The following is a 22796-nucleotide window of genomic DNA, read 5'->3' on the forward strand; positions in this document are numbered from 1 at the left end:
TTTCATTGTGCCATTTTCTTTTACTTGGTGAAAGTTCTTAAAAACAGTAAGTTAAAGTGGAAAGTTGGCCTGATTTAAAAAATATGACACTTTTTTGACAAATCGATTAGCGTTTTTATTCATAGTGTCCTACTTTTATTTATATAAAAACATAAATGCGCTAAGAATTCATTTCCTGACTTTTCTCTATTACTTTACAGTGGTACGAACAGAGCAGGCTGTCATTGATTCTATTTGAAGTTTTATTGTATAAATGTACAATTAATTAGAGCGTGTATTAACATATCCACTTTTTATTTGGGGCGCTTATGAAATACACAATGACTTTTGGCATGATCCACAAGGTCGCCAATAATATTGTTGAAATTTTTCTTGATGAAAACTCGGTCTTTAACATAGAAACCTACAAAGAATACCGTGAATTTATTAATCAAAATTTTGAAAAACCTTATGGGGTTATCATTAATCAGGTAAATAAAGCAGACTTTGATAACGATGTCGTTACTCCTATCGTAAAAAATGAAGACGTTGCAGGCATTGCGTCTGTGACATACTGGCGCGACAATGAGCGCGTCGCCAAACGATTTATCAATCTTGCCCAAGACCATCGATTACCCATGAGGACATTTTCCGCATACCAGTTAGGCCGTATGAAGGCTAGACAGTGGTTAGAGCTTGAAATTCTCAAGCAAAGTGAAAATGTTTAACTGGGTAAGAATATGAAATTTCAAATGAGTTTTGGTGTGATCAACTTACTTAGTGATCACCTAGCAGAAGTAATTATCGACGAAGGCGTAATAATGTCTTTGGAAATGTGCGAAGAGTACGATGAGTTTCTCCTCAATATGTTCGACCGTCCATTTGGGTTGTTGATCAATAAATTAAACAACTACTCGTACACCTTTGAAGCTAAATTGCATATCGCTTCATTAGAGTTTTTAAAAGTTATGGCGGTTGTTCATTATAATTCAGAAGCTCAGGCTCAGACCCAATCTGTTTTAGATCAGCGTCGACAAGATAACTGGCACCTAAAACAGTTTTGCGGCTTGCAGTTAGGTCGTGAACAGGCATTGCAGTGGTTAGAAACTGAGATGTCTAATATTCATGACCAAAATCAATCGGCCAACAGCCTCGATTATGGTTAAGGCTCGAGTCCATAAACAACTATGGATATGCAGCAGCTAAGTCAGTACTTACTGGCAAAACCGAAAACTACACTTTCATTTCCGTTCAATCAAGATGTCCATGTGTACAAGGTGAACAATAAAATGTTCGCCTTGCTCACTTGGTGCAATGATTGCCTGATGATTAACTTAAAGTGTGACCCGGATGACTCACTCGCCCTACAAGACATCTTCAAGTCGATAACCCCTGGCTATCACATGGATAAGAAACATTGGATTAGTATCTGCCTTGATGGCTCCGTGCCAGAAGGTGAGGTGCATCGGTTAATCGATAACTCGTTTAAATTAGTCGTCAGCAAAATGACCAAGAAAGCGCAACACGTAATATTACTTCATTTATAAATGGCCTTAACACGCGTTAGAATGCCGTTTTATTTGGTGCATTATCAATATAGGTTTTAAGCTAACCACTTTTCTAAATCAATCTTTGTCGCTATTGTTCAATTGACGAAAATAATCATGCTGTATATCACGGCGCTAACGCAGTGGTTAGCACTATTTTAGTTTTCTACTCTGGTGTGCAGACTTGTTGTAGCAAACACCTTCATGACACTTCCTTGTTTTGATCTTAAATAGCTTTGCTAGTGCCGCAGAAATAGGGTGTCTGTATTTAGCCAAGAGCAAATAGAACCAATGGCTGATGTTTTTTACAACTGGCCAATTCAATGGTGCCACCCAAAAACCTTTACCGACTAAAGTCCAGGCGCGGTGCGTCACTTCAAGGCCCAGTAAAATATTGCCTTGGTATTCACCGTGCAGTACTTTCATCGCTTCTTCAAAATTAATGTCAGGATACGATGTGGCAAGCGATGGCGCGTGCAGGTCGACAAGGGTCACTACGTTTTTAGTATCATAGCGCTTGAGGCTTTGCATTTCCGCATCGCAAAGTGGGCAGTTAGCGTCATAAAAGATGGTTAACATCTGGTTTCCGAGTCATAGCGAGTCATATCGGATATACGCATAGGCAACCGATAGAGATTGCTTAGCTAGCTTGATTAATACGAAACAGCTGTCTTTTTTTTCACCTGTCATGACACAATGATGTATTCAGAGCGACTAACTATATATCTAACTCATTAACGATACGCAGAGAGACAATGCATAAAGAATTTGAACAAGTGATCATCAATAACCAGGGGCGCATTCGTTATATCGCCTCTCGTTATTGTCATGCGGGAGAATTCGATGACTTGTACCAAGAAATCTTATTGCAGCTTTGGCGTAGTTTTGAATCTTTTACTGGTACTGCGAAACGCGAAACGTGGGTCTATAAAGTTGCGCTAAATACCGCATGTACTTTTGTACGCAGTTCTATCAAGCATAAAGAAATCAAGCAATCGGCTTTGCATAAAGTGATTAGTGATAGTCAGCCTTCACAAGAAAGCTGTCAGGCAGAGATTCTTAATAACTTCATGAATAGCCTAAACGACACAGACGCAAGTGTAATGATGATGTACCTCGATGGATTGTCTTCTGAAGATTGTGCTGAGGTAACAGGTATTAGCGCTAATGCAGTTAGATCGCGCATAAAGCGCATAAAAAATGATTTTGAAAATCAATATATAGGAGAGTGATGATGAAGCTAGATGATTTAAAAAAAGATTGGCAACAAACCATTACTGCTTCTGTGCCTGACAATTTAGATGAGGTTATTACCATGTTAGAGAAAGAAACGAAAAAAATGGATAAAGAAGTTAAACGTCGAGATATATTGGAAATATCTATTGCTGTGTTACTCATACCTGTATGGGTATATGGTTTGTTTAATTCGGTAAGTACTATGCAAACCATTGGCCTGTGCATTGCGATATTGTCGTGTGTCTATATTCCCTACAAACTAGTATCCGCTAAGCAAATTACACCGCAAAAAAACAGCAGTATTAGAGACTTTTTACTTACAGAAAAGCAAAAAGTGAAACAGCAAAAGCAACTGCTAGAATCAATTGTTTGGTGGTATATCGCACCATTAACAAGTGCCATTTTGTTGATTACTTTAGGAGCTACAGTGAATGAATCTGGCTTTGTGCAAATTAACACCCACTTATTTTTTTATTATGGATGCGTAGTCTTATTGGTTGTTGGTGTTTACTTTTTGAATAAACGCGCTGCTAAGAAAAAGTTTGGCCCGCTACTAGAGAATATTGAGCAACGTTTAGCCGAGTTAACCCACTAGCTCGCCCAGCACTTTACCAATTAACGTTCAATCCAGCACTTTTACGCGCGGCAAATTTCTCTAAGTTTGTTACGGCTAAGTTGTGTCTTTAAAACAGCTTGAGAATAGCATGAAAATGAATAAATACGGCTAATAAAAGCTAATAGTGACTCGGTTACAATATAGATTATCTGTTTATTATATTGTGCGTAACCACGACCAAAGCATCTATATAGCTCGATATATAGTTATCGACAAGGAAACTGATGGAGATCCCATCCTAGCATAGGATGGGATAATTCACAGTAAGTCGCAATGTAATGCAAAAGGCTACAAGGATGAAGGCTTTATATTAGTCATAGTGCTATCTCTCTTTCGTAGAGAGTCAGGTTTAGCGCTAATCGGTTTTGCCCCACATGCGCTTTAAGGTGTCATCTTTAAGCACAAAGTGATGGAACATTGACGCGCCGACATGGGCGAATAGCAGTAGATAACAAATCCACTCTAAAAACGAGTGCACATCCAGGGCCATTAGATAGATATCCATATTCCGCTCAGAAAAACCAGGTATGGTAAATAGGCCAAAAACCACGGTATCTCGTGCCCGGGCTATGTTAAGCATCAGACCGGATAAAGGCATTAATAATAAAATACCGTACAACGCCAAATGCGCCATGTGGGCAAGGAACTGTTCCATTTGTGTGCCAAGCGCTTCAGGTTTACCAAACCAACCCATAAGCACAATGCGGCCAAAATACAGCACAAATACTACGACGCCAAATGATTGATGTAATAGCATGGCATCGGATGAGCCTACGTACTGGTCGTAGGCCATTAATAATAGAGCACCGATAAACATAACTGCTGATATATGATGGACGATGCGATTGGTTTTACTAAATTCTTTAACTGGAATCCAAGTTTTCATTAGTTTACCTCAATAATCAGCTCGTTATTGTCATTGTTTAAGGAACAGCACATCTGTCATCAGCATTTAACGCGATATCTGGCGGTGGTGCACCAACAATATTACCAGGGTGCAGAACTTCAGGTGCTGCTGGAATCGGCCCTTTAGAAGTCATTCTGAACTTGACCCCATATTTCGCTGCGGCCTCATTGAGCAACAATTGACCTTGGCGCGCCTGATCTGCAGCATCATCTAGAATGCGCCATGCTTCTCTTGGGCTGTGGATGCCGGTAGAGTTTTCGGCACCGACAAAATCCCACCGCATGCTTGCCCGTCTGTGCATCATCAACGCCGGTTCAATAGCTTTTGAAATCGCAGCTTGCTGCTCTTCAGGTGACTTAATCGCCATAAATTGTTCGTGCATGCGAAGATCTGAACGCACTTCGGCAATATCATTAATGAGTGCCAATATTGCTAATTCAGCTTGGTGTAATTCTTGTGCAGTATGGCGTTGTACATCGGCTACCATTTTGCGGATTTCATCTTCAGATTGCGTGCTGTGGGCATGGCACTGCTTACAGGCGACTAAATCATGTAATGGTGAACGAATATTATGATCGGTGACCTTTTCGCCAGACTTTTCTATCACCGGCATGTGACAATCAACGCAACTAACACCATCACGTGTATGACGACCGCTTGATGTCATTTCTGCTTCAGGATGTTGCATCTTTAACATCGGTGCCTTAGTCGTCGCGTGGGTCCAGTCAGCAACAAAACTGCCAGACTCATAGGCATTGTCATAATACTCTTCAACCATTTCAATTTTTAATGGCTTGTCTTTAGGCCAGTTGGCCCAAGGGAATGTTAGGACTTTGTCTTTGCCTAAAAAGTAGTATTCAACATGGCATTGTTTACAGACGTGATCGCGCATTTCTGTTTGTGTCGCTTTGAGGCCGAATCTTTTATCGGTTTCATAACCACGACCAGCCATGGCATTGATGTAGGCTGGACGGGTCACTCGTAAGCTCATATCGTCAGCGTTGTGGCAATCGGCACAAGTACTGCCCATTTCCGAACCATGTATGCCTTCACCGTGATCTTTTTTAAGTTTGTCTACCGTATCCCAGTAGGGTGTGCGATTGAAGTTTTCCCAACCCATTTCTCGCACCAATTCTGGTACCCAACCACTGTGGCAGTTCATGCAGGCACCCGGTTGGCCGTTAAATTTTTTCAAGCCGTGCGCATTGAGAAACTCTTTGTCGTTACGTTTGGTTTCGTACTGGTCTATTTGACTATAGTAGTGACCACGCTCTTCATTGAAATCTAAAGCAAACGCATAACCGCCCCACAATTCAGTTAATTGTGGAAAGCGTATTAATTTACTGTAAGGCATATTACCGCCATATTCCGTTGGCTTGCTGGTATCTTGCATCTCCATATACATTTCGACATGCAAAGGGTATTCCTCACCCCAAGACTTTATGGTCGGGTCAGCATCACTTCTGGTGGACGCTTTTTCGTAGGCAGACAAGCTCATATGATGAGCAAACAGCAGACCGCATACAGTTAGCAAGGATAGTCGGGTTAAACCTGCAATTTTCATGGGCAATCACATTTTGCAAATAACTGTTTGTGATTAAAAGCTTAGTCATAAATTGGCTCTTTACCAGTTACTTGAAAGAATTTATTCGCATAAATCGACGCTCATAGCTTGGCCCTATAACGCCAGTTGTTCACTGATCCAATCGATGACTAATTGTTGTCTTTTTAATAGTGGGCTGTATTTTTTACGGCAAATATAGATAGGTTCATTTACCGCGTTTGGCAAGGTGTGAATAGATATCATAGATTGTGCGGCAAAGGCCATTGCAGCGTGCAAAGGCAATACGGTAAAACCTAAGCCGCGACTGACCGGCTCTAATATCATGCTAATTTGGTTAGAAAACCCAGATTGATTGAGTTGCGATATATGTTCAAATTCAGGGTAATTTGCCGACAGCAACATACTGCCATGATGATCGGCATCGGGATGAGATATGAACCCCAGTTTGAGCAATTGCGGCCAATCAATATCTTTTTGTGTGGCTGGCGCCACTAATACTAACGGTTCTTGGGCGATTTCAGCAAAAATCAAATCGTTATTGGCGACTTGGCTGGTAACCAAACCAAGGTCGCTATCGCCGGCAAGTAGGCTAGTAATGATGCCTTTATTGGACGCGAATGAATAATTTATCACCAACTGCTTAAATTGTTGCTGCTTATCAAGCAAAAAAGGGTACAGCTTAAGGCCAAGACTACCTGGCGACATCATGGTAATGGTGCCCTGATGTGGATCATCCTCTTTAATAGCTTGCTCGGCGTTTTGCAGTGCGAGCAAAATCTCTTTGCCGTCTTCGTATAGCTTCAAGCCTGCAGGCGTTAATCTAAATGATTTTCCGGTGCGTAATAACAAGTCGGTATCAAGCAATTGTTCCAGTTTTTTGATGTGCTGGCTTACCCCTGATTGAGTCATAAACAATTTATCAGCGGTGTGAGTAAAGTGACCTACATCTACTAAGGTACAAAACGTTTTGAGCCAGAGTGCATTAATCATTACGATATCTACTTATTTATGTTAAAAATGATAAATTTTTGCACTTCTAATCTTAGCCTATAATTAGTCCATCTTAAATACAGGAGAGTTAATTATGTCTGCTTTTCCGCGCACCTTTTCACATATTGGTATTTCCGTTCCAGATGTAGAAAAAGCTGTTAAGTTTTACACCGAAGTGTTGGGTTGGTATTTAATTATGAAGCCCACCGATATTGAAGAAGATGACAGTCCAATTGGTGAAATGTGTACCGATGTTTTTGGTGCTGGGTGGGGGAGTTTTAAGATTGCCCATTTATCTACCGGTGATCGTATAGGTGTTGAGATTTTTCAGTTCGCCAACCAAGAAAATCCGCAAGATAACTTTGAGTATTGGAAAACCGGTATATTTCATTTTTGCGTGCAAGATCCAAACGTTGAAGAGTTGGCGGAACAGATTGTCGCTGCCGGCGGCAAGAAACGCATGGAAAAACCTCGTTACTATTATCCCGGTGAGAAGCCATACCGCATGATTTATATGGAAGACCCGTTTGGTAATATTCTTGAGATCTACAGCCATAGCTATGAGTTAACCTATTCGGCAGGTGCTTATTAGTTAAACTCGGCATCAATTAAGGTCGCTGCAGCGGCCTTTTTTATCGACTTAAACCGCTTAATAGGCACGTTTGCGTTTGAATTTTCGTTCTATAACATCCGCTTGATATGCCGTTAAATAGCCTGCCAAGCGATTTATCGTTTGCTCAAAATCGGTATTAATGGCCAGTATTTGCAATAACTCGATGTTAAATGGGCATGTATCGATAAGCGCCTGCAGTTGCTGTTGCAAATCTAATGTCCCATCTTGCAGCTTTAAATAACAAAGGCATTCGGCAAACATGGTCGGCGTTATGACATTAATTTTTTCACTCGTTGTATCAATGAAATGCGGCTTAAAACCTGACTGGCTTAACATATGATTTGGTTTGGGGAACTCGACTTCAGTGCTCTCCCGTCGCATTATTTTACCGGTCACTTGTGTAAAGCCAATGTTTTTTAGATGAGTTTGTATGTGTTTTCGCTGGCCTAAAGATAAGATGTCGTAATCGTTGCGTATAAACAAGTTATCGTCGTACATAGTCAGTAACGGCAACCCATCCATGGCAAAACTGTCTTTGCATGTGTCTAGTTTTAACAATTGGCTTACCTTAAGCATCTATCATACCTCGATACTATTTTGTACGATGTAAGCAGCGAATAAGATCGGCGCCAAGTAATATCGAGCTTGCAATTCCGCGTTGAATCCGCTGATATATAGTGTCTATTGATAGTCTGAAAGGAGCTGCTATGCAATTGGATAAGGCAGAAAATAATAATAATAAATCAGGTTTCATGAATCGCTTTCTTAATTCAATTGAAGTGGTTGGTAATAAAATCCCCGATCCCACGGTGCTTTTCTTTTGGGCGCTAATTTTGGTTTGGGTACTCTCGGCGTTACTGGCTAACGTCAGTTTTGACTTGATCAACCCAAGAACCGGTGAGGCCTTAGTTGTTCAAAATCAGTTGACCGGTGATGCTTTGGCGAGCTTTATGGCCAATATGGTGCCTGTGTTTACGTCATTCGCGCCCCTGGGCATTGTTTTAGTTGCGGTGCTTGGTGTTGGGGTCGCAGACTCTTCCGGTTTTATTACCACGGGTTTGAAGAAGATGTTGGCCTTCACCCCGGCCAAATTACTAACACCGATGGTTATTTTAGTGGCCATTGTGTCCCATACCGCCGCTGATGCGGGCTATGTATTGGTAATCCCGTTAGGTGGTATCATTTTTCATGCCGCAGGTCGGCATCCATTAGCGGGTATAGCTGCAGCCTTTGCCGGTGTTTCCGGTGGTTTTTCGGCAAACTTTATCCCGTCAGGAATCGATCCATTGCTGGCGGGTTTCACCCAAACCTCAGCACAGGTGCTTGATGCCGCTTATATCGTAAACCCATTAGCAAATATCTTTTTTACCGGTTTAAGCTCTATTCCAATCGTTCTGGCTGGTTGGTGGGTAACCGAAAAATTAATTGAGCCGCGTTTAGCGAGCGTCAAATTAAATGATGACGTAGAAGAAGCACAAGACTTAGGAGCGTTTAGCGAAGTTGAAGCCAAGGCTTTTCGTTGGGCTGGATGGGCCATGATACTAGGTTGTGTTTTACTGGCGTTAGCAATTTATCCTGTCGACTCACCACTGCGTTCGCCAGATGGCGAAATTACCGCCTTTAATGCGCCGCTTATGAAAATGATCGTGCCGCTTATTTTTGTCTTGTTTATTATCCCTGGGTTAATTTACGGTAAAATGGCAGGCGTTTTTAAAGATTCCAATGATGTTGTCAAAGCAATGGGCAAAAGCATGGAAACCATGGGCGCCTATATTGTTATGGCTTTCTTCTGTGCGCAATTTTTGGCGGCATTTGGTAATTCAAATATTGGTACCATGTTAGCTCTTTACGGTGCGGAAGGATTGAAAGCGATGAACCTGCCAGGCGAAGCAACCATCGTTGGTATGATATTATTGACCGCATTCGTCAATCTATTGGTCGGTTCAGCATCGGCAAAATGGGCGTTAATCGGTCCTATTTTAGTGCCTATGTTGATGGTGGTTGGCATCTCTCCAGAACTATCACAAGCGGCTTATCGTGTTGGTGATTCGGTATCAAATATTATTTCACCACTGATGGTCTACTTCCCGTTAGTGGTGGTCTATTGTCAGCGTTATGTTAAATCCACAGGTATCGGTTCGTTAGCGTCTATGATGATGCCATACACCATAGTTATGATGGTGGTGTGGACAATATTCTTATTAGTTTACTGGAGTATTGGTATCCCGTTGGGTATTCAAGCGCCATACGAATACCAAATGCCTGGTTAATTCTGGGCTGACTAACTTGATTAAAAAAGGATGCTAAGTAGCATCCTTTTTGTTTGTCTTGTTTTCCCGGTTAGCCTTAGCTCGGCTAACTCAATTAACCCATCATAGCTGTTGTTATTTAATTAATACTTTATAGCCCCAAGGCGCAATCTCTAAGCTAGTGTCTTGGGTTATACGAATTTGCTCACCATTAAACAGTTGTTGATAATCACCGAGTTGAATATTCTCAGCAAAACTAACTGTTTGCGATTGTGCCGAAAAGTTTAAAATAACAAACACTTTATCGTTGCCTTTTTCTCGGACGAACGACAGAATCGATTGGCTTTGATTATTAGGTACCGGGATCATATCGCCGCCCCAGTTACCGTTATACAAGGCCGTATTGCCATGTTTTAGGGCAAATAATGCTTGGTATAATTCACCGATTTCATGTTGTTGCCAGTTGATTTGATCTTTTTCGAAGAATTCGAGCACTTTATTCATACCTGCTTCCTGGCCGCTATAGATGAGTGGCATGCCTTCTGCTGTTACCGTCAATACAATGGCTGGCTTAAGAGCATCACCGAATCGCGCAAACATGGTATCTTCCCATGAATTTTTGTCATGATTATCGACAAAGTTCATTTTGATGGCATTAGATGGCCACGAATTAAGTTCTTTAGCAAAGTAGGTATACAAAGCGCGAGCATCTTTTTTGCCATGGGCTACGTCTTCCATCACGTCGTGTAACTTCCATGAGTAGCTCATATCAAAGGCGTATTCGTGTAAATCTCGTGACTCCCATTCAGCCAGCATAAACACAGGTTTAATTTGCTCAAGTTCGCGACGCACATTATTCCAAAAATCGGTCGGGATAAATCCAGCAACATCGGCACGATAGCCGTCAATATCGGTTTCACTAACCCAGAACTTTAACGCCCCTGTCATGTATTCTCTGATCCCCGGCTGTTGATAATCAAAGTCGATGATATCTGACCAATCCCACCAAGGCGTAGGCTGAAAATTACCATTGTGATCTTTGCTGTACCAATGTGGGTGGCTTAGCGTTAGCGGGTTATCCCATGAGGAGTGATTTGCGACCCAGTCGAGTATGACATACATGCCTAATTGGTGTGCCTTATCGACCAAGGCTTTAAAGTCATCCATACTGCCAAATTCAGGATTAACCGCCTTATAATCTTGCACCGAGTAGTAACTACCGATATTGCCTTTACGATTCTTTTCACCAATGGGATGGATTGGCATCAACCAAAGAATATCCACACCGAGTTGTTTTAGTCGTGGCAGATGTTCACCGAAAGCATTAAAGGTGCCTTCGGGCGTATATTGGCGAATGTTAACCTCGTAAATCGTCGCCTTCTTAATCCAGTCGGGGTGCTTTAGTTTTACATAAGGTGTCGGTTGGTATCTATTATCAGTCGTCATCTTTGATTGCTTATCTGCACAGCTTGTTAAGGCGAGAAAGAACATTATGGTTACAAGCAGTGTTTTTATTATATGGTTCATTGAAGGTCCTAACTAGAGACTAGAATGAGATCGAGATTGTGCCAGTAATTCTTAACAAAAAATTAATGAAAGTAAGTTGTTAGGTGTATGAATACGTATGGATTTTCGTTTCTTATACGGATTTTTGCTGAAAATATCGCCTGTACAGCAGTACTAAAAGCTGATAATTTAATGCCAATAATAATAAAAAATATGTTGTTCAGGGATGAAGTATTCACTTATACCACTGTCTATTCTGTTGGTGTCTTGTGCCTCCACGGTAAAGCTCAAAGAAATACAGCCTCTAGATGAAGGGTATCAATACGCCGCGATTGATGAAGAAGATAAACTTTTCAAACGTTCAGAGCGCCTCTATAAAGACTTTAAAAACAAAGGGTTGATTTTAAAGGATGAATCGAGCCAACAATTTGTTGATGATCTAGCGAGTAAAATTAGCCCACCGACTTATCACCCTAATGTGAAGATTCGTTTTCATATCTTAAAAGACGCCTCAACCAATGCCTTCGCTTTGCCAAATGGTGACATTTATTTGAATACCGGTTTGATTGCCAGCTTTGATAACAGCGATCAATTGGCTGCGGTAATGGCGCATGAAGTGGCTCATGTTATCCAACGGCACAGCCTAAAAGGGGCAGTGCAGCGCAAGAATAAAATCGTCGGCTCGCATATTGCTGATTTGATGTTGTTTGGCACAGGCTTGGTGTATTACGCCACCATCGCTGATATCTCAAAGTTCAGCCGAAATATGGAGCATCAAGCCGATGTTGATGGCTTAGCTTATTTAAAAGACGGCGGTTTTGATTTGCGCGGTGGAGTGCAGGCATTCGAAAAAATCAAAGAGTTAGATTTCGCCAAAGAAAGCACCTCCATCTGGAGCACTCATCCAGATATTGATAAGCGTATCGCATTTTATAACAACTCAATTGCCAACGAGTATGGTGACTTTCCACCTGAGTCTGACGTTGATCAGCCATATCTACAGTTCCGTAAACCAATACTATTGCAAACCATTAAGATTAGATTGCGAAACAAGCAGTTTGAATTAGCAGAACGGTTGGTTAATAGCGAGCTCGAACTTGACCCTAATAATGGCCAACTGCATTACTATGCTGGCGAAATTAATCGTTTAAAAGCCAGTGAACCAGAAGCGTATGCCAGAGAATATGCTTGGATACATGATGAGACGTTCGATGATGAGTTAACGGCGTCTTTGGCGGATCAACAAGAACAGTTTTTTCAAAAAGCTAAACAAGGCTATCTAAAAGCCCAATCGGTTGCACCGGATATGAATGATGTTAATAAGGGGCTAGGAATGGTTGCTTTTCATCAGGGCGAAACTCAAACGGCGATAGATTTTTTCACCCGTTATCTGCAACAAGATAAAGTGAAAGATCGTCGCTACGTTGAATCAATACTTGCAAAACTAAGGGGATAAAATGTTGCGCAAAATAAAAATAATAACAAGTGTGGTATTCGTATTATGGCTAAGTGGCTGTGCACAAACATCAGTGAGACATCATCAAGACTTTGAGCAGGTCGCTAAGACTGTGGATTCGGTGGTGATCATACCGGCAGATGTGCAAATCGAATTGATTAACTTTGATGGTGACAATGAAATTCTTGATGACAAAGCCGATACCATCCGCGATCAGATTCATTCACTAGCCAGCTCACGCATGCAACAGGAAAACCTAAATGTTGTTGAGTTTGACTTTGCGGCTGAGATAGAAAGCAATGACGATTTTGCCTATGCCATTACCACGGCTAAAGAAGCATGGACCAAATCAAAAGAAGACATGTACAAGTTGGGCTTAGTACCAGAAAAAGATAAAGCTCAATTTCAAACAAGTCTAGGCAGCGTGCTAAACACCATTGCTGATAGAACCGGCGCTGATGCGGCGTTGTTGGTGTACTACAATGGCTTTGAAAAATCATCGGGAATGGTGGCTAAAGATGTGGCCTCAAGCATTCTTGTTGGTGTACTGACCATGGGGGCTGTGGTACCTGTTCAAGCAACCGAAGGTTCATTTATTGATGTGGCTTTGGTTGATACCATCACAGGTAAAGTTATTTGGGCTAACCGGAAAATTGGTCCATCGGTTGATATCGGTGCCCTTGAAGTAGCGTTTAACGAACTGCCTGACCTTACTTGGAAGAGCGAAATTGTTAATGAGCCAGTGACTGCTCAAGAAGCGGATGCCGTGGTGACTGAAACCACCAGTGAATCACCAGATGCACAATAGTCGATTATGATGTTTAAAAAAGGCCCTCAGTTGAGGGCCTTTTTTGTATCTGAAAATACAGTTTACAGCTTGGCTATTTACCATCATGTTAGTGATCACTTGGATGAAGCGCTTACATAGATAGTACCGGAAAGCTTCGCCAAATCCTCAATTTGAACTTGGGTATCGATAGGTTTGCGACTTACACGATTTAGATAATCAAACGTTTTATCAGCACCATATTGATACGCGAAACTTGGCATATCCATGTCGTTGCAGGCGATGTTGTCGATAACATAGCTAGGTCGAATACCACGCCAGTTGTTGATTTGTCTGATTTGATGTCTTAAAGCAGCTTTATCATTCTTTGCTGCAGCCAAACAGAGTTTGGTCTCAGGGCTATTATCGGTGCCGACAAATTCGGCTTGTTCAGCCGCGGCAGAACCACTAACCATAATGCCTAAAGCGGCTATGGAGGTTAAAAGATTTTTTGTTATAAACGAGCGAGCATTTACGTTTAACATAGTTTTCTCCTTTTAGTAATTGTCCTTTACTAAGAGAAAATTTTAGTTAAAAAAGTTGCATTAACCACGGCGCTAAATGTTGCAAAACGTGTCGATAAAAAACTCTAATCATAAGGTCTGTAGCGGGATTTGTGCGCTAACGCATTGATTATGTGTATCGCTCGTTGATGCTTGCACCAGCAGTGAGCATCATGTCTCAAAATATTATGTTACGCTCTGCAATATTAAACTCACACTAATGACCGCCATATATCAGGTTTACATTAAATTGCTGTTTCAAAGCTTGGTATGTATGCTGTTCTTGAATGAGTAAACTGACGTTGTTGCTATTGCTGTATTGAGCGATTAGTTGGGCATCAAAGTCGGTAAACTTTTCCGCATCTTTGCGACAAAAGTCAGCAAATGTAGAGGTTAACTGAGACTCGATAAAGACCACATCAGAGCTTTGCAGTGCTCGATAAGCTTTGAGGCTTAGATCATCTGGTGTATCACTGTTCACTTTAATTAAGTTAATTTGTTTTTGAGGTTGCTGCTGTTGATTTAATAACTCGTTAAACCTCTGCTCAGCTAATTCACTATTGTCTGAAAATACCGCCTCGCAAACATCTGAAGTCAACACTTGTTGCCATAACAATCGTCTCGCGGCGAAGTCGGAGATTTGTGATTGGACTTGTTTGCGTTTATTCCCCATAAAGGCCGCTAATTTGCCATAGTCAGCCGGCAGTAATTGATCAATCTGTTGCTTTAATAGCTGCAACAACATTGGCGCATTGCCGCTGCTCGATATAGCAACCAACATCGGATCTCGGTCAATAATGGCTGGCGTAATATAGGTGCACAAATCTGGGGTATCCACCACATTTAATAAGATGCCGCGTTGTAGGCAATCATCTGCAATGTGTTTATTTACCAGTTTGTCATTTGTTGCGGCGATAACTAAGCTAAATGGCTGTTGTAAAATGTCGCTGTGATATACGTTTTTAATGTGCTGCACATTGTGCTTATTTATGATGTGTTCGCAGCCGCTCTCTAGCTCCGGACACAGCACTGTCACTGTCGCTGGTGTCTTTACCAGTAGCTCTAATTTACGAGCAGCAACATTGCCTCCGCCAATGATTAAGGCGTTAATTTTATGGCCGTCGAGAAATATCGGAAAGTAGTTCAACTGTTGTTCCTAATTAAGTGGTACGCAAATGTCGTGCAGTACTAATGTATGCTGTTGGCCTGAAAAAACAAAATATTTATTTTTAATGTGATATAAGACTTAGCCATTTACCGTCAAGCAATGATAAAATTAGCGTATATCTATTTTTATTAGAGAGAAACTATGCCTTGGATACAACTACGATTGCAGGCGAATGAAGAAACCGCAGAAAAATATTCTGACTGGTTGATGGCCTGTGGTTCTCAGGCGGTAACCTTTATCGACGCAAAAGATACACCTATATATGAACCTTTACCTGGTGATGAGGTGATCTACTGGCATAACACCGTGGTTATGGGGTTATTTGACGCCAGTCACAATATGGACAAAGTGATTCAGTATCTGCAAAGCATCCATCCTGATGGCAAACAACTGCATTACAAATTAGAGCAACTTGAAGACAAAGATTGGGAACGCGAGTGGATGGATAACTTCCACCCTATGAAATTTGGCGATCGATTGTGGATTTGCCCGAGCTGGCGTGACGTACCTGAACCGGAGGCGGTTAATGTGATGCTTGACCCCGGCTTAGCGTTTGGCACCGGCACCCACCCGACAACAGCACTTTGTTTGACTTGGCTTGACTCTCTCGACTTAACCGGCAAAACCGTCGTCGACTTTGGTTGTGGCTCCGGCATCTTATCTTTAGCTGCGTTAAAATTGGGCGCGGCTAAGGTGATCGGCATCGACATCGACCCACAAGCGTTGCAAGCAAGTAAAGAGAACGCGATTCGCAACGATGTTGCTGACCGCCTTGAACTGTATCTTCCCAAAGACCAACCTAGTTTGCAGGCCGACGTGGTTGTCGCCAATATTTTGGCGGGACCATTACGTGAATTAGCTCCTGTTATTATTGACTATGTTATGCCGGGAGGCGTTTTAGCATTATCAGGTATTCTTGAAGAGCAGGGCGAAGAACTCAAACAGGTCTATGGCCAATGGTGTGAGATGGCACCGATTTCGGTTCAAGATGAATGGGTACGATTGAACGGTGTTCGTAACAACTAGTTAACAATCATTAACTTTGCGGTTAATTTGTAGCGAAATGGCGGTAAATTTAATCAATTTACCGTCATTTTTTTATCGATATAAGCAATTGAAAAAAGTCAATAAAAAAAACTGCGAAAAAAACCACAATTGTTCAATTTATCTACTTTTATTTCTTAAAAAAAAGACGTAAACTTAGCGCCCTTTTACGCAGTAGCTCAAAAAAGCATCACGTGAACATTGGTCCTTATCAGTTAGACAGTAATGTCATACTCGCTCCTATGGCAGGTATCACAGATAAACCGTTTCGACAATTGTGTTGTCGACTTGGTGCTGGCATGGCTGTCGGTGAAATGTTGTCTTCTAATCCTCAGGTTTGGAAGTCAGGCAAGTCAATGAAGCGAATGGAGCACAGTGATGAAGCAGGTATCCGCTCAGTGCAAATCGCCGGTTCTGAACCGAATGATATGGCCTTTGCGGCAAAATACAACGCTGAAAATGGCGCCCAAATTATTGATATAAATATGGGTTGTCCGGCTAAGAAAGTGAATAAAAAACTAGCTGGCTCGGCATTGTTAAAAGCACCTGAACAGGTTGAACAGATTGTTAAAGCCGTTGTTAATGCGGTCGACATTCCAGTCACTCTGAAAATTCGTACTGGCTGGTGTGAAAACAGTCGAAATGGCGTTGAGATAGCCAAGATCGCCGAACTGAACGGTATTCAAGCGTTAGCTGTTCATGGTCGTACCCGTTGTGACTTTTATAAAGGGGAGGCGGAATACGACACGATCAAAGCAATCAAACAGGCCATTGACATTCCTGTGATAGCTAATGGCGACATTACTGGCCCTGATAAGGCCAAGCAGGTATTGGAATATACTGGTGCAGACGCGGTCATGATTGGTCGAGCTGCGCAAGGAAGACCATGGATTTTTAGAGAGATAAACCATTATCTCGCAACAGGTGATTATTTACCTGCAGCAGCCATTGAGGAAGTAAGAAATATCTTATTGTCTCATGTAGCAGAGCTACACAATTTTTACGGCGAGTTTATGGGTACGCGCATAGCCCGAAAACACGTCTCCTGGTATTTGCAAACGCATGATCAGGGTAAGCAATTTCGTTCTACATTTAATGCATTAGAACTGCCAGAGCAGCAATTAACCGCATTGAATGTATTTTTTGATAATTTAACTAATTAAAAAAGAGTCTGAACTTTATGTTTGAACAAAATATTACTTCTCCATTTGTTATCGGTGACCTACAAACTCAGACCAAGGCATCACCTTTACGTACCCAAGCTAAAGTAGCCATTAAAAACTACTTATCACAATTAAATGGCAACGATGTAGACGATATGTACGAATTAGTATTATCAGAAATCGAAGCGCCAATGCTTGAAGAAGTAATGCAGTACACTCGAGGTAATCAAACCCGTGCTGCAAACTTACTTGGCATTAACCGTGGCACTCTTCGCAAGAAGCTTAAAAAATACGGTATGAACTAATCACTGGCAGGTTTGCCTGCCAAAAAGCACCTACGGGTGCTTTTTTATTTCCATGGACGGAATGTATACAAAATTTACAGGGATGAGTTTGTTGTGTTAGGTATCCATTAAGTAACAAGGGTACAACGAGCCGAACAATAATTAATAAACAGCTCACAACATAGCTTGATTAAAGATTTATTAATTACATTGCATATTGAAAAGGTAAACATTGACTATGGAAACTCCACGTCCAATTAGAAGAGCTTTACTGAGCGTATCTGACAAAACAGGTATTGTAGAGTTCGCAACTGCGCTGGCCGCACAAGGTGTAGACATCTTGTCAACCGGTGGTACTGCAAAGCTTTTGGCTGAAAACGGTATCAAAGTGACAGAAGTATCTGACTACACTGGTCACCCAGAAATCATGGATGGTCGTGTTAAAACGCTACACCCTAAAGTTCATGGCGGCATCTTGGCTCGTCGTGAAATGGATGAAGCGGTAATGGCTGACAATAACATTTCAGCTATTGATATTGTGGTTGTTAACCTATACCCATTCGCTAAGACTGTTGCTAACCAAGATTGTACTCTTGAAGATGCTGTAGAGAACATCGATATTGGTGGTCCAACTATGGTTCGTGCAGCAGCTAAAAATCACAAAGATGTGACCATTGTTGTTAATGCATCAGACTACGACCGTGTATTGACTGAAATGTCGCAAAACGGTGGTTCACTGACTCATCAAACACGTTTTGATTTAGCAATCGCTGCTTTTGAACACACTGCTAGCTACGATGGCATGATCGCCAATTACTTCGGTAAGATGTTGCCAGCCTATGCTGATGAAGACAAATCAGTGTCTGAATTCCCTCGTACATTCAACAGCCAGTTTATTAAAAAGCAAGACCTTCGTTACGGTGAAAACTCTCACCAGAAAGCGGCCTTTTATGTTGAACAAGAAGCTGAAGAAGCATCTGTATCTACGGCGACTCAAGTACAAGGTAAAGCACTTTCATACAACAATATCGCTGACACTGATGCCGCGCTTGAGTGTGTGAAAGAATTCGATAAGCCAGCTTGTGTTATTGTTAAGCACGCTAACCCATGTGGTGTGGCGTTAGGTGATAACATTCTTGAAGCCTACGAAAAAGCTTTTAAGACAGACCCTACATCAGCGTTTGGTGGTATTATCGCTTTTAACCAAGAGCTAGATGCTGACACTGCTGAAGCAATCGTTTCTCGTCAATTTGTTGAAGTTATTATTGCCCCTGTTGTGTCTGAAGCCGCTAAGCAAATTGTTGCAGCTAAGCCAAATGTTCGTTTATTAGAATGTGGCCAATGGCAGAGTAAGACCACTGGTTTTGAGCTTAAGCGTGTTAACGGTGGCTTGTTAGTTCAAGATCGTGACCAAGGCATGGTTGGTTTAGATGATTTGAAAGTGGTGACTAAGCGTCAACCGACTGACGAAGAAATGAGCGACCTATTGTTCTGCTGGAAAGTTGCTAAATTTGTTAAATCAAATGCAATTGTTTACGCCAAAGGTGATATGACTATTGGTGTTGGTGCAGGTCAAATGAGCCGTGTTTATTCAGCAAAAATTGCTGGTATCAAGGCCGCTGATGAAAACCTACAAGTTGCGGGTTCGGTTATGGCATCAGATGCATTCTTCCCATTCCGTGATGGTTTAGATGCCGCCGCTGAAGCAGGAATCACTGCGGTTATTCAACCTGGTGGCTCAATGCGTGATGAAGAAGTTATTGCTGCAGCTGACGAGCATGGTATTGCCATGGTCTTCACAGGTATGCGTCACTTCCGTCACTAGACAGCCAATTGCAGCGACACTGAATATTCGGTGTCGCTGACTATTTCACTGCAATCAAAGTTTCTTTAATGTCTGTTTATCTGTTATAACTAATTGTTAATTTTTGGTTAATCAGTAAATAAGTTTGGAGAAAACCATGAAACTAAAAACATTACTTGCAAGCGTCATTCTTTCAACCACTGCCATCGCTCACGCTGATGAAGCGGTAGAGTTGTCTGCATTAGATAAAGCCATTGCGAGTGAGCACCGCAGCGATAAAAATAAAGCTCGCGATCAATATCGTCATCCAGCAGAAACACTAAAGTTTTTTGGTTTCCGCTCTGACATGACTGTAGTAGAAATAGCACCAGGCGGTGGCTGGTATACCGAAATCCTTGCCCCGGCGTTAAAAGGCACAGGTAAATTATACGGTGCTCATTACCCTGATACAGGTAAAGATGACTATTACAGTAAGTCTCGCCGTAAGTTAGAAGCCAAGCTAAAAGCGGATGAGATTTTTAGTGAAGTGATGCTTACGGATTTCACACCGCGCGTAGAGAGCGAGTTAGCTCCTGCAGGCAGTGCTGATTTGGTACTGACTTTCCGTAATTTGCACAACTGGCGTGTTGAAGGTGTTCGTCAAATATTTAAGGACAGCTTTAAAGCATTAAAGCCAGGTGGTGTCGTCGGTGTAGTTGAACATCGTATGCCAGAGTCGCAAGACTTGGAAAAGAACTCTAAAAGCGGTTATTTCCCACAGCAGTTGACAATTGATTTAGCCATAGAAGCTGGTTTTGAACTAGCAGAAAGCAGCGAAATCAACGCCAACCCTAAAGATACAGCTGATCATCCAAAAGGCGTATGGACTTTACCCCCATCATTACGTTTGGGTGACAAGGACAAAGCAAAGTATCTAGCGATTGGTGAAAGTGACCGTATGACTTTGAAATTTGTAAAGCCTGCAAAATAGCAGGCTTGACTCAGGAAACATAAAAAGTTTATGAACGTATTAGTAATTGGTGGTGGTGGCCGTGAACACGCTTTGGCGTGGAAAGCCGCTCAATCATCCTCCGTAGAGAAAGTATTTGTAGCTCCTGGTAATGCTGGTACAGCATTGGAAAACAAACTACACAATGTGGCGATTTCAGTAGGTGATATTCAAGGCCTAGTTGAATTTGCTAAAAGTAACGATGTAGCGCTGACTATTGTTGGCCCAGAGCAACCATTGGTTGACGGTGTTGTTGATGCTTTTCAAGCCGATGGTTTAACCATTTTTGGTCCAAGTGCAAAAGCGGCACAACTTGAAGGTTCGAAATCGTTTACTAAAGATTTCTTAGCCCGTCATAATATTCCAACCGCTGCTTACCAGAACTTTACTGAAATTGATCCTGCAATTGCTTATGTTCGTGAGCAAGGTGCGCCTATTGTTGTTAAAGCTGACGGCTTAGCCGCTGGTAAAGGCGTTATCGTTGCAATGACTTTAGCTGAAGCTGAGGATGCGATTAAAGATATGTTGGCAGGCAACGCCTTTGGTGATGCCGGTCATCGTGTCGTTATCGAAGAGTTTCTTGAAGGTGAAGAAGCCAGCTTTATTGTTATGGTCGATGGCAAAAACGTATTACCGTTTGCGACTAGCCAAGATCACAAACGTGCATACAACAATGATGAAGGTCCAAACACCGGTGGAATGGGGGCGTATTCTCCTGCACCAGTGGTTACTAAAGAAATTCATGACCGTATTATGAATGAAGTTATCATGCCGACTGTTGAAGGTATGGCTAAAGAAGATGCACCTTATTCTGGTTTCCTATACGCTGGCTTAATGATCAGCGCCGATGGTACGCCAAAAGTTATTGAATATAATTGTCGCTTTGGTGATCCAGAAACTCAGCCTATTATGATGCGTATGCAATCGGATTTGGTTGAGCTATGTATCGCTGCTGCTAATGGTGAGCTTGCTGGTAAAGAAATCGCTTTTGATCCGCGAGCTGCGGTAGGCGTTGTTCTAGCTGCGGGTGGTTACCCAAGTAGTTATAACAAGGGTGATGTGATTTCTGGTCTTGATGTTAATACCTTAACTGATCGTAAAACGTTTCATGCCGGTACGGCTGACAAAGACGGTAATGTGGTTACCGATGGCGGTCGAGTGTTATGTGCAACTGCATTAGGTGAAAGTGTGACTACGGCGCAAAAGGCAGCCTATGAATTACTTAACCAAATCAGTTGGGATGGTGTTGAATTTAGAACAGATATTGCCTATCGAGCGATTGCCCGAGAACAATAACGTTTTTCATCATCAATAAAAAAAGCGGCTAATAAGCCGCTTTTTTGTTTTCTATATTAGCCTTAGCCACGTTGTGGGCTTGTCTCAGGTCGCTCTTTTGCTTCCCTTACTTTTAATGTACGTTGTTGAAACTCAGTATCGTTTAATGAGCTAATTGCCTTACCTGCGTCTGCTGCTGAAATTTCAACAAAACCAAAACCACGTCTTTTGCCGGTTTGTTTATCTTTCATTAGACGCACAGAATGAACGAGACCGTATTCAGAAAACAAGCTTCTTACCGTCGCTTCATTAGCGCGATATGGAAGGTTGCCAACATACAGTGTCTTTATGTCTTTTACTTCAGCTTTTTCACCAGCCATCGCTTTAATAATTAGCGGCGCTAAAATGGCACCGATAAATAAGCCGATAGCGACAGAGCTCTGATCAATAGCAGATGAAACAGAGGCGGCGAAATAGCCTATAACGGTGATAGCGGTTGCGACGAACGCAGAAGTTAATGCTAGAGGAGATTTCATGGTACTTACCTGATTGTTATTTTATTATTTTATCTAATCAATTCCTATGTTAACCAGATTTTAACAAACTTCAATGCATATTGATTAAAAAGTGTTTAAAAACAGCTCGCTAACTCCCGTTGTAGAGCAATTTAAGCTAAAGGCACGTCAATTAACTGGCTTCAACGTAGTGGTACGCCTAAATTCTAACGTTTTTTGTTATTAAATCGTCTTATTAAAGCAAATGTGCCGATAAAATGAGCGAACAGTCGATTTTATTCATCTTTTTTCATTTTAGCTGTTGACGGCAGCTCAGAAATCCCTAAAATGCGCCTCCACTTCCACAAGGGAATGCGCCAAACGGCGAGCATCCAGTAGAAGTTAGATTTGACCTTGTGAATGCGCAAATGCGGCAATTACAAACGACAACAAATTATTTTGAAATTTTTTAAATTAATCGGTTGACTTCAAATCTGGGATGGGTAAAATGCACATCCTGCTTCGGGCAAGCCCAGAAGCAACAAGCACTAGCGAATGCGTCTAATGCTTAATTCTTTAACAAT

At 41.8% G+C, this 22796-nt stretch carries 24 protein-coding genes; 15 read left to right on the forward strand and 9 right to left on the reverse strand.

Annotated elements, in window-relative coordinates:
- The first annotated feature begins 308 nt into the window (after positions 1 to 308).
- The 3 genes from HII16_RS12005 to HII16_RS12015 are packed head-to-tail and all read left to right on the forward strand — an operon-like array spanning position 309 to position 1526.
- Positions 309 to 707: a hypothetical protein gene (locus tag HII16_RS12005; protein WP_169130419.1), complete on the forward strand. Its 399-nt coding sequence runs from the start codon at positions 309 to 311 to the stop codon at positions 705 to 707.
- Between the two features lie 12 nt (positions 708 to 719).
- Complete coding sequence (locus HII16_RS12010; protein WP_169130420.1) at positions 720 to 1145, forward strand: hypothetical protein; 426 nt, start codon at positions 720 to 722, stop codon at positions 1143 to 1145.
- A gap of 21 nt (positions 1146 to 1166) precedes the next feature.
- Positions 1167 to 1526 (forward strand): MmcQ/YjbR family DNA-binding protein, encoded by a 360-nt coding sequence (locus HII16_RS12015; protein ID WP_169130422.1) that lies wholly within the window; start codon positions 1167 to 1169, stop codon positions 1524 to 1526.
- 153 nt (positions 1527 to 1679) lie between these two features.
- Here the strand turns inward: HII16_RS12015 and HII16_RS12020 are convergent, their stop codons facing one another.
- A complete protein-coding gene (locus HII16_RS12020) occupies positions 1680 to 2105 on the reverse strand; it encodes a DUF393 domain-containing protein (RefSeq protein WP_169130424.1) in 426 nt (141 codons plus the stop codon).
- A gap of 176 nt (positions 2106 to 2281) precedes the next feature.
- Here HII16_RS12020 and HII16_RS12025 point away from each other — a divergent pair, with 176 nt between their 5' ends.
- A complete protein-coding gene (locus HII16_RS12025) occupies positions 2282 to 2758 on the forward strand; it encodes a sigma-70 family RNA polymerase sigma factor (RefSeq protein ID WP_169130426.1) in 477 nt (158 codons plus the stop codon).
- Positions 2758 to 3357 (forward strand): hypothetical protein, encoded by a 600-nt coding sequence (locus HII16_RS12030; protein WP_169130428.1) that lies wholly within the window; start codon positions 2758 to 2760, stop codon positions 3355 to 3357. Before HII16_RS12025 ends, HII16_RS12030 begins: the two co-directional genes overlap by 1 nt.
- 376 nt (positions 3358 to 3733) lie before the next feature.
- Here the strand turns inward: HII16_RS12030 and HII16_RS12035 are convergent, their stop codons facing one another.
- The 3 genes from HII16_RS12035 to HII16_RS12045 form a co-directional block, all read right to left on the reverse strand.
- Positions 3734 to 4264 (reverse strand): cytochrome b, encoded by a 531-nt coding sequence (locus HII16_RS12035; protein WP_169130430.1) that lies wholly within the window; start codon positions 4262 to 4264, stop codon positions 3734 to 3736.
- 37 nt (positions 4265 to 4301) lie between these two features.
- Complete coding sequence (locus tag HII16_RS12040; RefSeq protein WP_169130431.1) at positions 4302 to 5849, reverse strand: ammonia-forming cytochrome c nitrite reductase subunit c552; 1548 nt, start codon at positions 5847 to 5849, stop codon at positions 4302 to 4304.
- 114 nt (positions 5850 to 5963) lie between these two features.
- Positions 5964 to 6839, reverse strand: coding sequence for a LysR family transcriptional regulator (locus HII16_RS12045; RefSeq protein ID WP_169130432.1), 876 nt, complete (start codon positions 6837 to 6839; stop codon positions 5964 to 5966).
- A 91-nt stretch (positions 6840 to 6930) separates the two neighbouring features.
- Here HII16_RS12045 and HII16_RS12050 point away from each other — a divergent pair, with 91 nt between their 5' ends.
- Positions 6931 to 7431, forward strand: coding sequence for a lactoylglutathione lyase family protein (locus tag HII16_RS12050; protein WP_169130477.1), 501 nt, complete (start codon positions 6931 to 6933; stop codon positions 7429 to 7431).
- A gap of 57 nt (positions 7432 to 7488) precedes the next feature.
- On the opposite strand, the gene HII16_RS12055 is transcribed toward HII16_RS12050, so the two are convergent.
- Positions 7489 to 8028, reverse strand: coding sequence for a hypothetical protein (locus HII16_RS12055; RefSeq protein WP_169130433.1), 540 nt, complete (start codon positions 8026 to 8028; stop codon positions 7489 to 7491).
- Between the two features lie 131 nt (positions 8029 to 8159).
- Here HII16_RS12055 and HII16_RS12060 point away from each other — a divergent pair, with 131 nt between their 5' ends.
- Complete coding sequence (locus HII16_RS12060; RefSeq protein WP_169130434.1) at positions 8160 to 9722, forward strand: AbgT family transporter; 1563 nt, start codon at positions 8160 to 8162, stop codon at positions 9720 to 9722.
- A 114-nt stretch (positions 9723 to 9836) separates the two neighbouring features.
- On the opposite strand, the gene HII16_RS12065 is transcribed toward HII16_RS12060, so the two are convergent.
- Positions 9837 to 11147 (reverse strand): alpha-amylase family glycosyl hydrolase, encoded by a 1311-nt coding sequence (locus HII16_RS12065; protein WP_169130435.1) that lies wholly within the window; start codon positions 11145 to 11147, stop codon positions 9837 to 9839.
- A gap of 286 nt (positions 11148 to 11433) precedes the next feature.
- Between HII16_RS12065 and HII16_RS12070 the strand changes: the two genes are divergently transcribed.
- Both HII16_RS12070 and HII16_RS12075 read left to right on the forward strand, forming a co-directional pair.
- The gene (locus HII16_RS12070) at positions 11434 to 12663 is read left to right on the forward strand and encodes a M48 family metallopeptidase (protein WP_169130436.1); all 1230 of its coding nucleotides are present in this window, start codon (positions 11434 to 11436) and stop codon (positions 12661 to 12663) included.
- Between the two features lies 1 nt (position 12664).
- Positions 12665 to 13471, forward strand: coding sequence for a hypothetical protein (locus tag HII16_RS12075; RefSeq protein WP_169130437.1), 807 nt, complete (start codon positions 12665 to 12667; stop codon positions 13469 to 13471).
- Positions 13472 to 13566: 95 nt separating this feature from the next.
- Here HII16_RS12075 and HII16_RS12080 read toward each other — a convergent pair whose 3' ends face one another.
- Complete coding sequence (locus tag HII16_RS12080) at positions 13567 to 13974, reverse strand: DUF3718 domain-containing protein (RefSeq protein ID WP_135438972.1); 408 nt, start codon at positions 13972 to 13974, stop codon at positions 13567 to 13569.
- Positions 13975 to 14209: 235 nt separating this feature from the next.
- On the reverse strand, positions 14210 to 15139 hold the full coding sequence (locus HII16_RS12085) for a bifunctional precorrin-2 dehydrogenase/sirohydrochlorin ferrochelatase (RefSeq protein ID WP_169130438.1): 930 nt from the start codon (positions 15137 to 15139) through the stop codon (positions 14210 to 14212).
- 162 nt (positions 15140 to 15301) lie between these two features.
- On the opposite strand from HII16_RS12085, the gene prmA reads away from it, so the two are divergent.
- The 6 genes from prmA (at position 15302) to purD (ending at position 21739) form a co-directional block, all read left to right on the forward strand.
- On the forward strand, positions 15302 to 16186 hold the full coding sequence (gene prmA, locus HII16_RS12090; protein WP_169130440.1) for a 50S ribosomal protein L11 methyltransferase: 885 nt from the start codon (positions 15302 to 15304) through the stop codon (positions 16184 to 16186).
- 212 nt (positions 16187 to 16398) lie between these two features.
- Positions 16399 to 17367 carry a tRNA dihydrouridine synthase DusB gene (gene dusB / locus HII16_RS12095; protein ID WP_135438975.1) on the forward strand — a complete coding sequence of 323 codons (969 nt, stop codon included), beginning with the start codon at positions 16399 to 16401 and terminating at the stop codon, positions 17365 to 17367.
- A gap of 17 nt (positions 17368 to 17384) precedes the next feature.
- Positions 17385 to 17672, forward strand: a complete 288-nt coding sequence (gene fis, locus HII16_RS12100; RefSeq protein ID WP_135438976.1) for a DNA-binding transcriptional regulator Fis — start codon at positions 17385 to 17387, stop codon at positions 17670 to 17672.
- Positions 17673 to 17889: 217 nt separating this feature from the next.
- Positions 17890 to 19476 carry a bifunctional phosphoribosylaminoimidazolecarboxamide formyltransferase/IMP cyclohydrolase gene (gene purH / locus HII16_RS12105; RefSeq protein ID WP_169130442.1) on the forward strand — a complete coding sequence of 529 codons (1587 nt, stop codon included), beginning with the start codon at positions 17890 to 17892 and terminating at the stop codon, positions 19474 to 19476.
- A 136-nt stretch (positions 19477 to 19612) separates the two neighbouring features.
- Positions 19613 to 20425 carry a class I SAM-dependent methyltransferase gene (locus HII16_RS12110; protein WP_169130444.1) on the forward strand — a complete coding sequence of 271 codons (813 nt, stop codon included), beginning with the start codon at positions 19613 to 19615 and terminating at the stop codon, positions 20423 to 20425.
- Between the two features lie 30 nt (positions 20426 to 20455).
- Positions 20456 to 21739: a phosphoribosylamine--glycine ligase gene (gene purD, locus HII16_RS12115; protein WP_169130446.1), complete on the forward strand. Its 1284-nt coding sequence runs from the start codon at positions 20456 to 20458 to the stop codon at positions 21737 to 21739.
- A 62-nt stretch (positions 21740 to 21801) separates the two neighbouring features.
- Here the strand turns inward: purD and HII16_RS12120 are convergent, their stop codons facing one another.
- The gene (locus HII16_RS12120) at positions 21802 to 22254 is read right to left on the reverse strand and encodes an RNA-binding protein (protein ID WP_169130448.1); all 453 of its coding nucleotides are present in this window, start codon (positions 22252 to 22254) and stop codon (positions 21802 to 21804) included.
- Positions 22255 to 22796: the final 542 nt, after the last annotated feature.

Source organism: Thalassotalea sp. Y01 (assembly GCF_012932945.1).
Classification (GTDB): Bacteria; Pseudomonadota; Gammaproteobacteria; order Enterobacterales; family Alteromonadaceae; genus Thalassotalea_A.

Coding starts and splice junctions, on each gene's coding strand:
- HII16_RS12005 (WP_169130419.1), top strand. CDS start 309: ATGAAATACACAATGACTTTTGGCATGATCCACAAGGTCGCCAATAAT.
- HII16_RS12010 (WP_169130420.1), top strand. CDS start 720: ATGAAATTTCAAATGAGTTTTGGTGTGATCAACTTACTTAGTGATCAC.
- HII16_RS12015 (WP_169130422.1), top strand. CDS start 1,167: ATGGATATGCAGCAGCTAAGTCAGTACTTACTGGCAAAACCGAAAACT.
- HII16_RS12020 (WP_169130424.1), bottom strand. CDS start 2,105: ATGTTAACCATCTTTTATGACGCTAACTGCCCACTTTGCGATGCGGAA.
- HII16_RS12025 (WP_169130426.1), top strand. CDS start 2,282: ATGCATAAAGAATTTGAACAAGTGATCATCAATAACCAGGGGCGCATT.
- HII16_RS12030 (WP_169130428.1), top strand. CDS start 2,758: ATGATGAAGCTAGATGATTTAAAAAAAGATTGGCAACAAACCATTACT.
- HII16_RS12035 (WP_169130430.1), bottom strand. CDS start 4,264: ATGAAAACTTGGATTCCAGTTAAAGAATTTAGTAAAACCAATCGCATC.
- HII16_RS12040 (WP_169130431.1), bottom strand. CDS start 5,849: ATGAAAATTGCAGGTTTAACCCGACTATCCTTGCTAACTGTATGCGGT.
- HII16_RS12045 (WP_169130432.1), bottom strand. CDS start 6,839: ATGATTAATGCACTCTGGCTCAAAACGTTTTGTACCTTAGTAGATGTA.
- HII16_RS12055 (WP_169130433.1), bottom strand. CDS start 8,028: ATGCTTAAGGTAAGCCAATTGTTAAAACTAGACACATGCAAAGACAGT.
- HII16_RS12060 (WP_169130434.1), top strand. CDS start 8,160: ATGCAATTGGATAAGGCAGAAAATAATAATAATAAATCAGGTTTCATG.
- HII16_RS12065 (WP_169130435.1), bottom strand. CDS start 11,147: ATGACGACTGATAATAGATACCAACCGACACCTTATGTAAAACTAAAG.
- HII16_RS12070 (WP_169130436.1), top strand. CDS start 11,434: ATGAAGTATTCACTTATACCACTGTCTATTCTGTTGGTGTCTTGTGCC.
- HII16_RS12075 (WP_169130437.1), top strand. CDS start 12,665: ATGTTGCGCAAAATAAAAATAATAACAAGTGTGGTATTCGTATTATGG.
- HII16_RS12080 (WP_135438972.1), bottom strand. CDS start 13,974: ATGTTAAACGTAAATGCTCGCTCGTTTATAACAAAAAATCTTTTAACC.
- prmA (WP_169130440.1), top strand. CDS start 15,302: ATGCCTTGGATACAACTACGATTGCAGGCGAATGAAGAAACCGCAGAA.
- fis (WP_135438976.1), top strand. CDS start 17,385: ATGTTTGAACAAAATATTACTTCTCCATTTGTTATCGGTGACCTACAA.
- purH (WP_169130442.1), top strand. CDS start 17,890: ATGGAAACTCCACGTCCAATTAGAAGAGCTTTACTGAGCGTATCTGAC.
- HII16_RS12110 (WP_169130444.1), top strand. CDS start 19,613: ATGAAACTAAAAACATTACTTGCAAGCGTCATTCTTTCAACCACTGCC.
- purD (WP_169130446.1), top strand. CDS start 20,456: ATGAACGTATTAGTAATTGGTGGTGGTGGCCGTGAACACGCTTTGGCG.
- HII16_RS12120 (WP_169130448.1), bottom strand. CDS start 22,254: ATGAAATCTCCTCTAGCATTAACTTCTGCGTTCGTCGCAACCGCTATC.